General features: G+C 74.5%; 10 protein-coding genes. 2 read left to right on the top strand and 8 right to left on the bottom strand.

The window, feature by feature from the left end:
* Positions 1-115: 115 nt before the first annotated feature.
* Together purH and purN are read right to left on the bottom strand one after the other, a co-directional pair.
* The gene (gene purH / locus OG389_RS23375) at positions 116-1,699 is read right to left on the bottom strand and encodes a bifunctional phosphoribosylaminoimidazolecarboxamide formyltransferase/IMP cyclohydrolase (RefSeq protein WP_328300398.1); all 1,584 of its coding nucleotides are present in this window, start codon (positions 1,697-1,699) and stop codon (positions 116-118) included.
* Positions 1,700-1,731: 32 nt separating this feature from the next.
* Complete coding sequence (purN, locus tag OG389_RS23370; RefSeq protein WP_328300397.1) at positions 1,732-2,355, bottom strand: phosphoribosylglycinamide formyltransferase; 624 nt, start codon at positions 2,353-2,355, stop codon at positions 1,732-1,734.
* Positions 2,356-2,614: 259 nt separating this feature from the next.
* On the opposite strand from purN, the gene OG389_RS23365 reads away from it, so the two are divergent.
* The gene (locus OG389_RS23365) at positions 2,615-3,313 is read left to right on the top strand and encodes a hypothetical protein (RefSeq protein WP_328300396.1); all 699 of its coding nucleotides are present in this window, start codon (positions 2,615-2,617) and stop codon (positions 3,311-3,313) included.
* A gap of 19 nt (positions 3,314-3,332) precedes the next feature.
* On the opposite strand, the gene OG389_RS23360 is transcribed toward OG389_RS23365, so the two are convergent.
* Positions 3,333-5,093, bottom strand: coding sequence for a cell division protein PerM (locus OG389_RS23360; protein ID WP_328300395.1), 1,761 nt, complete (start codon positions 5,091-5,093; stop codon positions 3,333-3,335).
* Positions 5,094-5,212: 119 nt separating this feature from the next.
* Here OG389_RS23360 and OG389_RS23355 point away from each other — a divergent pair, with 119 nt between their 5' ends.
* On the top strand, positions 5,213-7,156 hold the full coding sequence (locus tag OG389_RS23355) for a helix-turn-helix domain-containing protein (RefSeq protein WP_328300394.1): 1,944 nt from the start codon (positions 5,213-5,215) through the stop codon (positions 7,154-7,156).
* 130 nt (positions 7,157-7,286) lie between these two features.
* On the opposite strand, the gene sucD is transcribed toward OG389_RS23355, so the two are convergent.
* The 5 genes from sucD to OG389_RS23330 form a co-directional block, all read right to left on the bottom strand.
* Positions 7,287-8,177, bottom strand: coding sequence for a succinate--CoA ligase subunit alpha (sucD, locus tag OG389_RS23350; protein ID WP_328300393.1), 891 nt, complete (start codon positions 8,175-8,177; stop codon positions 7,287-7,289).
* Positions 8,178-8,198: 21 nt separating this feature from the next.
* Positions 8,199-9,377, bottom strand: coding sequence for an ADP-forming succinate--CoA ligase subunit beta (sucC, locus tag OG389_RS23345; protein ID WP_328300392.1), 1,179 nt, complete (start codon positions 9,375-9,377; stop codon positions 8,199-8,201).
* A gap of 338 nt (positions 9,378-9,715) precedes the next feature.
* Positions 9,716-10,894: a VWA domain-containing protein gene (locus OG389_RS23340; RefSeq protein WP_328300391.1), complete on the bottom strand. Its 1,179-nt coding sequence runs from the start codon at positions 10,892-10,894 to the stop codon at positions 9,716-9,718.
* 94 nt (positions 10,895-10,988) lie between these two features.
* Complete coding sequence (locus OG389_RS23335; protein WP_328300390.1) at positions 10,989-13,313, bottom strand: DUF5682 family protein; 2,325 nt, start codon at positions 13,311-13,313, stop codon at positions 10,989-10,991.
* Positions 13,310-14,416: an ATP-binding protein gene (locus OG389_RS23330; protein WP_328300389.1), complete on the bottom strand. Its 1,107-nt coding sequence runs from the start codon at positions 14,414-14,416 to the stop codon at positions 13,310-13,312. Before OG389_RS23330 ends, OG389_RS23335 begins: the two co-directional genes overlap by 4 nt.
* Positions 14,417-14,468: the final 52 nt, after the last annotated feature.

The following is a 14,468-nucleotide window of genomic DNA, read 5'->3' as shown; positions in this document are numbered from 1 at the left end:
ATCCGGCGCCGGTACGCGTACTCGTACCGGCCGGCCCTACGGCGAAGGCCGCGTCCCGCACCAAGTGCGGGACGCGGCCTTCGCCGTACGCGGTGCCGGCGGACGCCGGGGGGACTCAGTGGAAGAAGTGCCGGGTCCCGGTGAGGTACATCGTCACGCCCGCCGCCTTGGCGGCCTCGACGACCTGGTCGTCGCGCATCGAACCGCCCGGCTGGACCACGGCCTTGATGCCCGCGGCGGTCAGGATCTCCAGCCCGTCCGGGAAGGGGAAGAAGGCGTCGGACGCGGCGTACGAGCCCTGCGCGCGCTCGGCGCCCGCCCGCTCGACGGCCAGCTTCGCGGAGTCGACGCGGTTGACCTGGCCCATGCCGACGCCGACCGAGGCGCCGTCCTTGGCGAGCAGGATCGCGTTGGACTTCACCGCGCGGCAGGCCTTCCACGCGAAGGCGAGGTCGGCGAGCTCGTCGGCGGACAGCGCCTCGCCGGTGGCCAGCGTCCAGTTGGCCGGATCGTCGCCCTCGGCCTGGAACAGGTCGGACTGCTGCAGCAGCGCGCCACCGGAGACGGGCTTGAGGTCGCCCGGCTGGTGCGGGGTGCCGGCCACCTTCAGGACGCGGATGTTCTTCTTCCTGGCCAGGATCTCCACGGCGCCGGGCTCGTAGTCCGGGGCGGCGATGACCTCGGTGAAGATCTCCGCGACCTGCTCGGCGAGCTCGACGGTCACCGGCCGGTTGACGGCGATGACGCCGCCGAAGGCGGACAGCGGGTCACAGGCGTGCGCCTTGCGGTGGGCCGCGGCGACGTCCTTCTTGTCCACGGCGATGCCGCACGGGTTGGCGTGCTTGATGATCGCGACGCAGGGCTCTTCGTGGTCGTAGGCGGCGCGGCGGGCGGCCTCGGTGTCCACGTAGTTGTTGAAGGACATCTCCTTGCCGTGCAGCTGCTCGGCGTTGGCGATCCCGCCCGGCTGGCCGTCCGTGTACAGGGCGGCGGCCTGGTGGGGGTTCTCGCCGTAGCGGAGGGTGGACTTGCGCTCCCAGGCGCCGGCCAGGAACTCGGGCAGCACCGCCTCCGGCTCCGGGGCGTACGCGTTCGTGAACCAGGAGGCCACGGCGACGTCGTACGCGGCGGTGTGCTGGAAGGCCTCGGCCGCGAGCCGCTTGCGGGCGGTGAGGTCGAAACCGCCCTCCTGCGCGGCGGTCAGCACGTCGGCGTAGCGCGCCGGGCTGGTGACCACGGCCACCGAGGGGTGGTTCTTGGCGGCGGCGCGGACCATCGAGGGGCCGCCGATGTCGATCTGCTCCACGCACTCGTCGGGGGTCGCGCCCGACTGGACCGTCGCGAGGAAGGGGTAGAGGTTGACGACCACCAGGTCGAAGGGCTCGACGCCCAGCTCGGCGAGCTGGTTGCGGTGGTCCTCCAGGCGCAGGTCGGCGAGGATGCCGGCGTGCACGCGCGGGTGCAGGGTCTTGACCCGGCCGTCCAGGCACTCGGGGAAGCCGGTCAGCTCCTCGACCTTGGTGACGGGCACCCCGGCGGCGGCGATCTTCGCGGCGGTGGAGCCGGTCGAGACGAGCGCGACACCCGCCTCGTGCAGACCGCGGGCCAGCTCTTCCAGTCCCGTCTTGTCGTAGACGCTGATGAGCGCGCGCCGGATCGGGCGCTTCGAAGCGGCGAGGTTCTCGCCCTCTGCGGTCACGGTCTCTGCGGTCCCTGCGGCCTCTGCGGCGGTCACTGGATTGTTACCTTTCGTCCCTCGATGCGGTAGCCGTGCCGGGCCAGGCGCCCCACGACGTCGACGAGCAGTTCGCGCTCGACTTCCTTGATCCGCTCATGGAGAGCGGCTTCGTCCTCTTCGTCCCGGATCTCGACAACACCCTGGGCGATGATCGGACCGGTGTCCACGCCCGCGTCCACGAAGTGGACGGTGCAGCCGGTGACCTTCGCGCCGTAGGCGAGGGCGTCCCGTACGCCGTGGGCGCCCGGGAATGCCGGCAGGAGTGCGGGGTGGGTGTTGACGAACCGGCCGCCGAAGCGGCCGATGAACTCCGGCCCCACGATCTTCATGAACCCCGCCGAGATCACGAGGTCCGGCGCGTGGGCGTCGGTGGCCGCGGTCAGGGCGGCGTCCCACTCGGCTCGGCTCGCGTGGGCCTTGACCGGGCACACGAAGGTGGGGATCCCGGCCTTCTCCGCGCGCTCCAGGCCGGTGATGTTCTCGCGGTCGGCCCCCACGGCGACGACTTCGGCGCCGAAGCCCTCGGGTCCGCCGGGGTGGGCGTCGATGGCGTCGAGCAGAGCCTGGAGGTTGGTGCCGGATCCGGAGACCAGCACGACCAGGCGGGAGGCGGCCATGGGAGGCCCTTTCTCGAGCGGGGGCGCCACCCGGCGTGACCAGGGTGCGCGTCGTTCGGCTTGTGTGATCGCACGAAACTTCGGCTCGCCGATTTACGGGCGACCCTACGAAGCCTCCGACCGCCTGCAACGATACCGGCACACCGGACGGCCCCCGAGGGACGGGGGGACGGCCGGGCGGTAGCGTCTGGCGTACACGCCGCAATCAGGCCTCCGACGTCCCAGCGACGTCCACGACACAGGGGATGAAACACACCCGATGCCGGACCGCCGCCAGCCCGACCGCTCCACCGACGACAACCCCTTCGCGGCGCCCCCGGAAGGCCGGCCCGACCAGCTCTGGGAGCCGCGCGCCGGTGGTGACGGCGGGCCCGGGCAGGGACCGGCCGAGGACCCCGGGTCCGGACCGGCGCGGTGGGATCCCACCGACCCGGTCCAGCGTCGGGCGCGGTACGCGCTGCTGGCCGGCATGTGGGGCTTCTTCTTCGGGGTCTTCGACATCCCGTCGATGGGGCTGCTGCTGGGCGTGCTCGCCCTGTACTGGGGGATCAGCGCACTGCGCGGGGTGCCCGCGAAGCCCGCCGGGGCCGACGCGGAGGGCGCCTCCGCGGCGGGCTCCGGTGCGGGGTCGGGCTCCGGTGCGGGTTCGGGTTCGGGTTCGGCTGCTCGTACGGACACCGGTACGGGTGCGGCGGGTGCGGCCGACGGGCCGGCTCCGGCCCGGGGCGGACTGGCGGCGCTGGGCGCCGCCGCCCGGCCCCAGCGGACGGCGGCGGTGAGCGGCCTGGTCACCGCCTCGCTGGCGGTGCTGCTGGCGGTGTCCTCGTATGCGGTGCACCTCACGTACAAGGACTTCTACGTCTGCGCGCAGGACGCCCTCACCAAGCCGGCGGAGCTCCAGTGCAACGACCTGCTGCCCGACAACTTCATCGGCAAGATGATCCGGGTCCAGCGCTGACCGGTCTCCGCCGTACCGCTCAGGCCGCCCCCTCCGGATCCTGCCCGGCGGGGGCCGGCGCGGGCTTGCGGCGGGCCAGTACGCGGGCTCCGGCCGTCGACGGGGCAAGCGGGGCCGCCGGGGCAGGTGCTCCGGGCGTGGCGGGCGCTCCGGCCAGGGCGGGCGCTCCGGATGGAGTGGGTACACCGGCCAGGGCGGCCGGGCCGGGTTCCGCGGCCGTCGGACGCGGGGGTCCGGCGGGCAGCCCGGGGATCGGGATCGGGGTCAGGTCCAGCTTGAGTCCCGGCACCACCAGCACGGGCCGCTTCGGCGACGCGGACCCGGGTGCGGGCACGGACCCGGCCGCGGGCACGGGCACGGCCGCGGGCCGGGGCTCCTCCTTCGGGGCCCGGGCCGGGGACTGTCCCTGGCTCGCCCGGCCCTCCGGGGGCGTGGTGGAGGAGAAGTCCGGGATCAGGGTGCCCGCCGCACGGCGCAGCGCCGCCCAGCGGACCTCGCGCACCCCGCTGTCGTGCCAGCCGTCCTCTGCCTCGGCTGCGGCCAGGCCCTTCGCGGGGCGGTTGCGCCACCCGTGCACGGTCACGGCCAGCGGGACCGCGAGCGCCAGGGTCCAGCCCAGCGCAGCGCCGCCCGCCTGCCACCACACGGGCCCGAAGGCGGCCAGTTCCCGGGAGCCGAGCGGGCCCGCCGAGGCGGCGGCGAGCCCCGCGGTCGCCAGCGCGCACACCACCGCTCCCAGCGCCGCCGTGAGCGCGGTCTCCCCGTAGGAGACCTCCCGTGCCCGGCGTACCGCGAACCAGCCCACCGCCAGCCCGGCCGCCACCGGCACCGCGCCGACGGCCCAGGTCAGCGGGGTGCCAGCGCCCTCCGGAGGCAGCGCCGCGAGCAGCGGGAACCGGGGCAACGCCGGCGCGCCGGCGAAGCCCAGCGGGGTCGCGACGGCTCCGGCGCCCAGGGCGAAGCCGGGACCGAGGGTGTACGCGGCGCCCCACACGACCGCGTTCGGGATCAGGGTGAGGGCCAGCAGCAGCACCGCGAAGCGGCCCGACCAGACCCCGGTCACCGCCACGAAGGAGCCCTGCACCTCCGCCCCGTGCCACGCGAGCGAGGCCCCGACCAGCAGGGCTCCGCCGCCCAGGAGCACCAGCGCCCCGCAGACGCCGGCCCGCAGCGCGAGGGTGTAGCGGGGGCGGGTCAGCCGGCCGGGCAGCTGCCCGAGCGGCCTCCCCCGGGCCTCCCAGACCCCGCCGGCGGCCGCGAGAGCGGCGACCAGGGGCAGGTGCCAGGCAGCGCTGAGCGGGTCCGCGGGCATCGGCCCGGCGGCCGCGTAGACGACCGCCAGGGTGCCGACGCCGAGGTAGCCGCAGAGCACGGCGGAGAACACCGCGGCCGCGGGCAGCGGCTCCGCGCCCCGCTCCTCCCCGGCGGCGCTGCCGAGCCGGGCGGCGCGCCGGATGAGCAGCGCGGGCAGGGCGACGAGCAGCAGCGGGACCAGGCCGACGGGGGCGGGCACGCCGGAGAGGGTCTCGTAGCGGACCAGCGCGGTCCCGTGGGCGAGCAGCCAGAGGCCCGCGGCGAGGTGCAGGGCGCCGCCGGGGCCGCTGTCGGGGTACGGGGAGCTGATCCACAGCACGATGACGAGCACGGCGAGGAAGCCGAGCCCCAGTACCGCGGCGACGGCGCCTCCCACGACACACGCGGCGGCCGCCGGTGAACGGCGCGGTACGGGGGCCCTTGGGGCCGTAGGCAACGAGGTCCCGCGTTCGGTCACTTGGGTCACCCCGCCATGGTGCCAACGACACGCGCTATGGGCGGGTAACAGGCGAATGACCGTGGTGTCGCTCAATATACGTTTATGTACTTTTTCGCTCAGGGCGTCCGGGTCGCGGGGAGTATGGCATGACACAAAGCGTCACGGAGCTGAGCCTCCCCACCCCGAAGGAACGCCGGCGCCTGCGCGAAGCCGCCGATCTGACCCACGACGAGGTCGCGGCGGCGGTGGGCGTCACCTCGAACACGGTCCGTTCCTGGGAGACCGGCCGCACCCACCCCCGGGGCCGCAAGCGCGAGGCCTACGCGAAACTCCTGTCCCGGCTGGCCGCCGACCAGGCCCAGCGGCCCGCTCCCGGCCGCTCCGCCCCGGCCGCAGCCGACCAGCCCCGGCCGGACTGGACCGTCGGCGCGGCACCCGGCGCCGACCCCCGCCCGGACCGTGCCGACGGCCCCGCCGGGCAGGGAGCCGGCGCGGCGGATACGGGCACGGCCGCCGCACCCACCCGGCCCGCCTGGGCCAACGGCACCGCCGCACCGCAAGCGGGCACCCCCGGCCCGGAGACGCCCGGGCACCCAACCGGCCGTACCGGCACCGCCCCGGACGGCACGTCAGCCGCTGCCCCGACAGTCGGCGCCGCCCCCACGGACGCAGACCCGGCGTCAGCCGCCCGCACGGCATCCGGCCCCGCCCCCACGGGCGCGGAGCAGGCGTCGGCCATGACCACCCCGCCCGCCTCGGCAGGCAGTGCCCCGGCGGACCACGAGGGCGACCCCGCGGAGGCGTCGCCGGCAGCCGACGCCCCCGGGGGCGTCTTCGGACTGCGGATGCGGGGTCCCGCCCGGCCCCTCGGGGCCCAGACCCGGCCCAAGACCGCCGTCAAGCGTGCCCCGAAGCCCCCCGTCGGGGTCCCCCGGCACGAGTCGAAGACCGCGGTCAAGACCGCGGCCGGCGGTGGCGGTAACAGCGGCGGCAACGCAGGCGCGGGCCCCGCCGCCCTCCGGACCGGCGGACCGGTGACCCCGGGTCCGGGTCCGGGAACCGGCAGCGGTACGGGCTCGGGGCCCGGCCGGGATGCGGACACGGGCCGCGATACGGCTGCGGGCACGGCTCCGGGTGCGGGTCCGGACGCGGACACTGACACGGCCCCGGGTACGGGCCCGGCTCCGAGTATCGGCCCGGGCTCGGCCGACGGCGGCCCGGGGGCCGAGGCCCCGGGCCCTGATCCCCGTACCGCCCCGCAGGGAAACCCACCGTCCCCGTCACCGGTCGCCGCCTTCGACACCCTCTACAACCGCACCGCCCCCGCCCTCGTCCGCCAGGCCTACCTCCTCACCGGCCGCCGCGGCCTCGCGCGCGAGGCCGTCGAGCGCGCCTTCCAGCAGGCCTGGGAGCGCTGGCCCGAGCTCGCCACCGACCCGGACCCGGTCGGGTGGGTGCGCGCCGCGACGCACGAGTACGCGCTCTCCCCCTGGCACCAGCTCCGGCGGGCCCACAAGCATCCCGACAAGCCCCCGGCCGACCCAGCCGACCGTGTCCTCATGGACGCGATGCTCGCGCTGCCCCCGGCCCACCGCCGGACCGTGCTGCTCTACGACGGCGTCGGGCTGGACCTCCCCGACACCGCCGCCGAGACCGAGGCCTCCACGCCGACCGCCGGCAACCGGCTCGTCAACGCGCACGCCGACCTCGCCGACCAGATCCCCGAACTGGCCGGCACCGCGCCCGGGAAGCAGTCCGCGCTGCTGCGCGAACGGCTCGGCTCGCTGACGCCTGCCGTCCAGCTGGAGCCGCGCGCGGCAGCCGTCGTACGGGTGGCCGGCGAGCACCGCACCCGGCGGTGGACGCGCGCGGTCGTCGGGGTGACGGCGCTCATCGCCGCCGCGACGGCGTACACCGCGGTGACCGCGCCGACCGAGTACGAGCCGCCGCGCGCGCCCGGCGCGAACGTGTCGGGCGTGCCCCCGCACAGCGGCCCGCAGCAGCTCTCCGACCAGGGCCGGCAGCTGCACGACAAGCTGCTGTCCGACCCGTCGGCCGGCACCGCGCGGATCGCGCCGAGCCTCGAATAGCCGGGTGCCGTCGCCATCGGCGACCCCACGGAAAACGGGCGTGGCCCGCACCCCTCACAGGGTGCGGGCCACGCCCGTCTGCGCCGCGGCCCGCCGGAGCGGCTGCCGCGTGGTGACTACCGCGCGGTGACTACTGCGCGGCGGCCAGGATCTCGCGCGCCAGCTTCGCGGTCTCGGTCGGGGTCTTGCCGACCTTCACACCGGCGGCCTCGAGGGCCTCCTTCTTGGCCTGCGCCGTACCGGAGGAGCCGGAGACGATGGCGCCCGCGTGGCCCATGGTCTTGCCCTCGGGGGCGGTGAAGCCCGCGACGTAACCGACGACCGGCTTGGTGACGTTCTTCGCGATGAAGTCCGCCGCACGCTCCTCGGCGTCGCCACCGATCTCGCCGATCATGACGATCAGGTCGGTGTCGGGGTCCGCCTCGAACGCCTCGAGGGCGTCGATGTGCGTGGTGCCGATGACCGGGTCGCCACCGATGCCGACGGCGGAGGAGAAGCCGATGTCACGGAGCTCGTACATCATCTGGTAGGTCAGCGTGCCCGACTTGGACACGAGACCGATGCGGCCGGGCTTGGTGATGTCGCCCGGGATGATGCCGGCGTTGGACTGGCCGGGGGTGATCAGACCCGGGCAGTTCGGGCCGATGATCCGCGTCTTGTTGCCCTTGGAGGTCGCGTACGACCAGAAGGCGGCGGAGTCGTGCACCGCGATGCCCTCGGTGATGACGACGGCCAGCGGGATCTCGGCGTCGATGGCCTCGACGACCGCGGACTTGGCGAACGCCGGCGGGACGAAGAGGACGGAGACGTTGGCGCCCGTCTTCTCGATCGCCTCGGCGACGGAGCCGAAGACCGGGACCTCGGTGCCGTCGAAGTCGACGGTGGTGCCGGCCTTGCGCGGGTTCACGCCGCCGACGATGTTGGTGCCGTCAGCCAGCATCAGCTTGGTGTGCTTCATGCCCGTGGCACCGGTCATGCCCTGGACGATGACCTTGCTGTCCTTGTTGAGGAAGATAGCCATGTGAGTCTTTGACCTCTGCCCTTACTTCGCAGCCGCGAGCTCGGCGGCCTTGTCGGCCGCGCCGTCCATGGTGTCCACGCGCTGCACCAGCGGGTGGTTGGCGTCCGAGAGGATCTTGCGACCCAGCTCGGCGTTGTTGCCGTCGAGGCGGACGACCAGCGGCTTGGTGACCGCCTCGCCCTTGTCCTCGAGCAGCTGCAGCGCCTGGACGATGCCGTTGGCGACCTCGTCACACGCGGTGATGCCACCGAAGACGTTGACGAACACGGACTTGACGTCCGGGTCGCCGAGGATGATCTCGAGACCGTTGGCCATGACGGCGGCGGAGGCGCCACCGCCGATGTCCAGGAAGTTGGCGGGCTTGACGCCGCCGTGGTTCTCGCCGGCGTACGCGACCACGTCGAGGGTGCTCATGACGAGACCCGCGCCGTTGCCGATGATGCCGACCTCGCCGTCGAGCTTCACGTAGTTGAGGTTCTTCGCCTTGGCGGCGGCCTCGAGCGGGTTCGCGGCCGCGTGGTCCACGAACTCCTCGTGGCCCGGCTGGCGGAACTCGGCGTTCTCGTCGAGCGAGACCTTGCCGTCGAGCGCGATGACCTCGCCGGAGGCGACCTTCGCGAGCGGGTTGACCTCGACGAGGAGCGCGTCCTCGGCGATGAAGGTCGCCCACAGGGTCACGAGGACCTCGGCGACCTGCTCGGCGACCTCGGCCGGGAACTGCGCCAGCGCGACGATCTCGCGGGCCTTCTCGATGGTCACGCCCTCGTTGGCGTTCACCGGGACCTTGGCGAGCTTCTCCGGGGTCTCCTCGGCGACCTGCTCGATGTCCATGCCGCCCGCGACCGAGGCCATGGCCAGGAAGGTGCGGTTGGTGCGGTCGAGGAGGTACGAGACGTAGTACTCCTCGAGGATCTCGGGGGCCGTCTCGGCGATCATCACCTTGTGGACCGTGTGGCCCTTGATGTCCATCCCGAGGATGTCCGTCGCCCGGGCGACGGCCTCGTCCGGGGTGGCGGCGAGCTTCACGCCGCCGGCCTTGCCGCGGCCGCCGACCTTCACCTGCGCCTTGACGACCGACTTGCCGCCCAGCCGCTCCGTGGCCTCGCGCGCCGCCTCAGGCGTGTCGATCACTTCACCGGCCAGCACCGGTACACCGTGCTTGGCGAAGAGGTCCCTCGCCTGGTACTCGAACAGGTCCACGCGCGTCCGTCCCTTGTCTTCAAAGATTCGCAGTGATTCGCGGTTGTCTGCTATCTGCGTGGGCGTGCCGCGGAGGGCAACGTGACGGCGCTGTCACAAGGAAGGCGCACACGGTGACCGTGGACGCGGCATGTCCGTCCCGCAGGTTATCCCCGTGGGACGTAGGTCCCTAAATCGCAGATCACACCTGAGCGGTGATACCTGTCACAGATCGCCTCACGGTTGAACTGCGTGTTCGTGCGATCCGCCGATGGGAAGGCCCTCGTACGGGGCTCGCGGGGAGCCCGTACGGAGCTCCTGCGGGGCTCGCGCGGCCGGCGTAGGAGGGTCCTGCCCGCTCACGGAACGGGCAGGGGCCGCTTCTCCAGCGCCGCGGCCATCACCTCCGGGAACAGGTCGGGCGTACAGGCGAACGCCGGGGCGCCGAGCGCGGCGAGGGCGGCGGCGTGTTCGCGGTCGTAGGCGGGCGCACCCTCGTCGGACAGCGCGAGCAGGGTCACGAATTCCACGCCCGCCCCCTTCATCGCCGCGACCCGCTTCAGCATCTCGTCGCGTATGCCGCCCTCATAGAGATCACTGATGAGGACGACGACGGTGTCGGCCGGCCGGGTGATCTTCGACTGGCAGTAGGCGAGCGCGCGGTTGATGTCGGTGCCGCCGCCGAGCTGGGTCCCGAAGAGCACGTCGACGGGGTCGTCGAGCTGATCGGTCAGATCCACGACCGCGGTGTCGAAGACGACCAGCCGGGTCGCGATCGAACGCATCGACGCCAGCACCGCCCCGAAGACGGAGGCGTAGACGACGGAGGCCGCCATCGAGCCCGACTGGTCGATGCAGAGGATGACCTCCTTCTTCACCGCGCTCGAGGCCCGGCCGTAACCGATCAGCCGCTCCGGCACGACCGTGCGGTACTCGGGGAGGTAGTTCTTCAGATTGGCCCGGATGGTCCGGTCCCAGTCGATGTCCGCGTGCCGGGGCCGGCTGATCCGGGCGGACCGGTCGAGGGCGCCGGTGAGGGTGGCCCGCGTCCGGGAGGCGAGCCGCTTCTCCAGCTCCTCGACCACCTTGCGGACCACGGTGCGGGCGGTCTCCCGGGTCGTCTCGGGCATCGCCTTGTTGAGGGAGAGCAGGGTGCCGACGAGGTGCACGTCCGGCTCCACGGCCTCCAGCATCTCGGGCTCCAGCAGCAGCGCGGCCAGTCCGAGCCGCTGGATCGCGTCCCGCTGCATGACCTGCACCACCGAGGTGGGGAAGTACGTCCGGATGTCCCCCAGCCAGCGCGCCACGGCGGGCGCGGACCCGCCGAGCCCCGCCGACCGCTCCCCCGCGCTCCGGCGCCCCCCGCCACCAGCGCCGTACAGCGCCCCGAGCACGGAGTCCATCCCGGCGTCCGCCCCCTCCAGCGCACACCCGGTCCCGTCCCCCTCCCCGCCACCGAGCACCATCCGCCACCGCCGCACCCGCTCGGCGGCCACGCCCCGCGCACCCGGCACCACCGGCTTCCCCGAACCCGCCATCTGCCCATCCCCCGTCCCAGTCATGACCACCACCCACACATGCCCCCGCCCACCCGCTTACGGCCGTCCCCGGCCGGGTGGGCCCGGGGGCTCGTCAACTCGGAGCTCCTGCCAGGAGGAGGTGGACCAGGTCCACCACCGCGTCCGCGCGGACGGGGTCGAGCTCCGCGCCGAAGCCGGGCGGCGCCGCCCCCGTCCCGGATCCCGCAAGCCCGGCACCGGCTCCCGCCGGCCCCCGCCGGGCCAGCTCCCCCAAGGTCCGCTTCACGCCCGGTTCGTACGCCCCGAACGTCCGCCGCAGCAGCGGCAGTACGTCGATGAACGCCCGCTCCGGCACCGACACCAGCCAGCCGTCGATCAGCCCGAGCAGCCGCTCGTCGTGGACGAGCAGCGTGCCGCCGCCCGTGCCGCCCCCCGCGAACCCCTCGATCCAGCCCGCCGCGTCGGCCGGCGCGGACGCCGGGGACAGCGAGAGCCCCATCAGCCGGGCCGTCTCCCCGGGCGGCAGCCGCCCGTCGTCGAGCAGCAGCCGGGCGGCCCGGCCGCGGATCAGCCCGGGCACGGTGTCCCGCCCGGCCAGCGTCCGCAGCACGGCCGACCACCGCTCCCGCAGCCCGTCGGCCCCGTCGCCCCCCAGCAGCCCGATCGCGGTGTGCACCCCGTCCACGTGCCCCCGCAGCTCCGCCGCCGCGTCGGCGTCCAGCCCCGCCGCGCAGGCGGGCGGCAGCGCCACGCATATCCGCTCCGCGAGCCCGGCCGCCACCTTCGCGAGCGCCGCCGCGTCGGTGCCGCGCACGTCCCCGTACCGCAGTGAACGGGCCAGCGCGGGCAGCGCCTCGGCCAGGCCCGCCACATCGGTGTCCAGCGCGGCCAGGTCGGCGAGGGCCCGCAGGACGGCGGGCAGCGCCTCGGCGAGACCGGCCAGCAGGCACCGCTCGGCCAGGGCGGTGACCTCGCCCAGCTCCCCGGCGCCCGCCGCGTCGGCCTCGGCCCGGGCGGTGGCCGCCCCGAGGACGGTGGTCCCCCAGATGCCCGCTTCGGCCACCCGCACCGCCAGCTCCGGCTCCCAGCGCAGCCGCCAGGTCTCCCGGAAGGTGCCCGTGCTCCCGCGGGAGGCCGCCGGAAGCCCCCAGTCGATGCCGAGCAGCCGCAGCCGGTGGAGCAGCAGGGACTTGGCCGCGTCGGTGTCCTTGCGCAGGTCGAGCTCCAGCTCCCGGTCCTGCGCCTCGGTCTTGAGGCGCAGCGAGCGCTGCTGCCGCGTCAGGTCGCGCTGGAGCGGTACGACGGGTGCCGCGTCGGGGACCTCGCCGAGCACCTCCCCGACGACGAGCCGGTCCTCGATCAGCGCGAGGGGTACGTCGGAGCCGTCGCACATCACCGCCCGGACCGCTTCCAGGGTCTCCGTCAGCCCCGGCACGGGCCGGCCCCGCATCGCGGCCAGGGCGTCGGCGAGCCGGACCGACTCGATGACGTGAGCCGGGGAGACCTGCCGGTCCTCCTCCCGCAGGAGGCCCGCGACCTTGGTCAGCCACCGCTCGACGGGCCGGTCCCGGGCCGCGAAGAGGTGTGCGTACCAGCCGGGTGAGGTGATGCCCGCGCCGTACCCGCCGGCCCGGGCGAGCCGCCGGTGGGTCCACGGGACCCAGGTGGTCTCCACCTTGACCTTGGGCAGCCCGGTGAGCAGGGCCTTGTCCGCGGTCGCGGTGGTCTTCGCCCGCAGGGCCGGGACGTGCCAGGCTCCGCAGACGACGGCGTAGGCGTCGCCGAACTCGCGTCGCGCGGCCCGCATCCGCTGCCGCATGTACGCCTCGCGCACGAGGTCCCGGTGGTGGCCGCCCGCGCCGTACTCCTCGCGCAGGGCGCCCATGGCCTCGCCGAGCGCCTCGAACACGCCGAGCGGGTCGGCGGCCGGCCCGGTCCCGCCCCGGTGCTCGACGACGTCCTCCCACCACCGCTCGGGGTCCTCGTACCCGGCGGCCCCGGCGAGGACCGCGAGCGGGTCCAGCCGGACGGAGTCGGGCGCCGGCCCGGTCCGCTCCCCGGTCTCCTCCCCGCCTGCTCCCCCGTCCCCCGGCGCGGCCAGCGAGTGGGCGGCCGGGAGGTCGATGAACCGCACCGGTACGTCCCGCTCCTGCGCCCACCGGAGGGCGACCCATTCCGGGGAGAAGTCGGCCAGGGGCCAGAACGCGGCCCGCCCCGGGTCGTCGGCGGCGTGCGCGAGCAGGGCGACGGGCGGGCGCATCCCCGGGTCCGCGGCCAGCGCCAGCAGGGCGTCCCCCTCGGGCGGCCCCTCGATCAGGACCGCCGCGGGCCGAGCCGCGTCCAGGGCGGTCCGTACCGCGCGGGCCGAGCCGGGCCCGTGGTGGCGTACGCCCAACAGCACCGGGCCGGCCACCGCCCCGGCCGTCGCCGTGCTCATGCCGTCACCTCACGGCAGGCGCGGTAGAAGTCCTTCCAGCCGTCGCGCTCGCGGACCACGGTCTCCAGGTACTCCTGCCAGACGACCTGGTCGGCGGCCGGGTCCCGCACGACGGCCCCGAGGATCCCGGCGGCCACATCGGAGGGGCGCAGCACGCCGTCCCCGAAGTGGGCGGCCAGGGCGAGGCCGCCCGTGACGACCGAGATGGCCTCGGCGGTGGACAGGGTGCCGCTGGGCGATTTCACCTTCGTACGCCCGTCGTCGGTGACGCCGCCCCGCAGCTCGCGGAAGACCGTGACGACGCGGCGGATCTCCTCCAGTCCCTCCGGGGCGGCGGGCAGGTCGAGGGCCCGGCCCATCTGGTCGACGCGACGGGCCACGATGTCGACCTCGGCGTCGGCGGTGGCGGGCAGCGGCAGCACGACGGTGTTGAAGCGGCGGCGCAGCGCGCTGGAGAGCTCGTTGACCCCGCGGTCGCGGTCGTTGGCGGTGGCGATGAGGTTGAAGCCGCGCACGGCCTGCACTTCCTGGCCGAGCTCCGGTATCGGCAGCGTCTTCTCGGACAGGACGGTGATGAGGGTGTCCTGGACGTCGGCGGGGATCCGGGTCAGCTCCTCGACGCGGGCCGTCATGCCCTCGGCCATGGCCCGCATGACCGGGCTCGGTACGAGGGCTTCGCGGCTGGGGCCGTGGGCGAGGAGGCGGGCGTAGTTCCAGCCGTAGCGGATGGCTTCCTCGGGAGTGCCGGCCGTGCCCTGGACGAGCAGGGTGGAGTCTCCGCTGACGGCGGCGGCGAGGTGTTCGGACACCCAGGTCTTGGCGGTGCCTGGCACGCCGAGGAGGAGCAGCGCACGGTCGGTGGCGAGGGTGGTGACGGCGACTTCGACGATGCGGCGCGGGCCGACGTACTTGGGTGTGATGACGGTGCCGTCGTCGAGCGTGCCGCCCTGCAGGTACGTCGCCACGGCCCACGGGGAGAGCTTCCAGCGGGCCGGGCGGGGCCGGTCGTCGACGGCCGCCAGGGCTTTCAGTTCGTGCGCGAAGGCGTCTTCGGCGTGCGGTCGCAGCGCCTCTGCGGTGGTCTCGTTCCCGGTCGTGGTCATGGTCCCCCTCCAATGCTCGACAGCCGCTTCCGACTGCTGGCACCACGATGCA

This window comes from Streptomyces sp. NBC_00435 (assembly GCF_036014235.1).
Lineage (GTDB): Bacteria > Actinomycetota > Actinomycetes > Streptomycetales > Streptomycetaceae > Streptomyces.
This window is presented reverse-complemented; position numbering and strand designations above follow the sequence as displayed.

Coding starts and splice junctions, on each gene's coding strand:
- OG389_RS23335 (WP_328300390.1), bottom strand. CDS start 13,313: ATGAGCACGGCGACGGCCGGGGCGGTGGCCGGCCCGGTGCTGTTGGGC.
- OG389_RS23355 (WP_328300394.1), top strand. CDS start 5,213: ATGACACAAAGCGTCACGGAGCTGAGCCTCCCCACCCCGAAGGAACGC.
- purN (WP_328300397.1), bottom strand. CDS start 2,355: ATGGCCGCCTCCCGCCTGGTCGTGCTGGTCTCCGGATCCGGCACCAAC.
- OG389_RS23330 (WP_328300389.1), bottom strand. CDS start 14,416: ATGACCACGACCGGGAACGAGACCACCGCAGAGGCGCTGCGACCGCAC.
- sucD (WP_328300393.1), bottom strand. CDS start 8,177: ATGGCTATCTTCCTCAACAAGGACAGCAAGGTCATCGTCCAGGGCATG.
- OG389_RS23340 (WP_328300391.1), bottom strand. CDS start 10,894: ATGGCGGGTTCGGGGAAGCCGGTGGTGCCGGGTGCGCGGGGCGTGGCC.
- OG389_RS23365 (WP_328300396.1), top strand. CDS start 2,615: ATGCCGGACCGCCGCCAGCCCGACCGCTCCACCGACGACAACCCCTTC.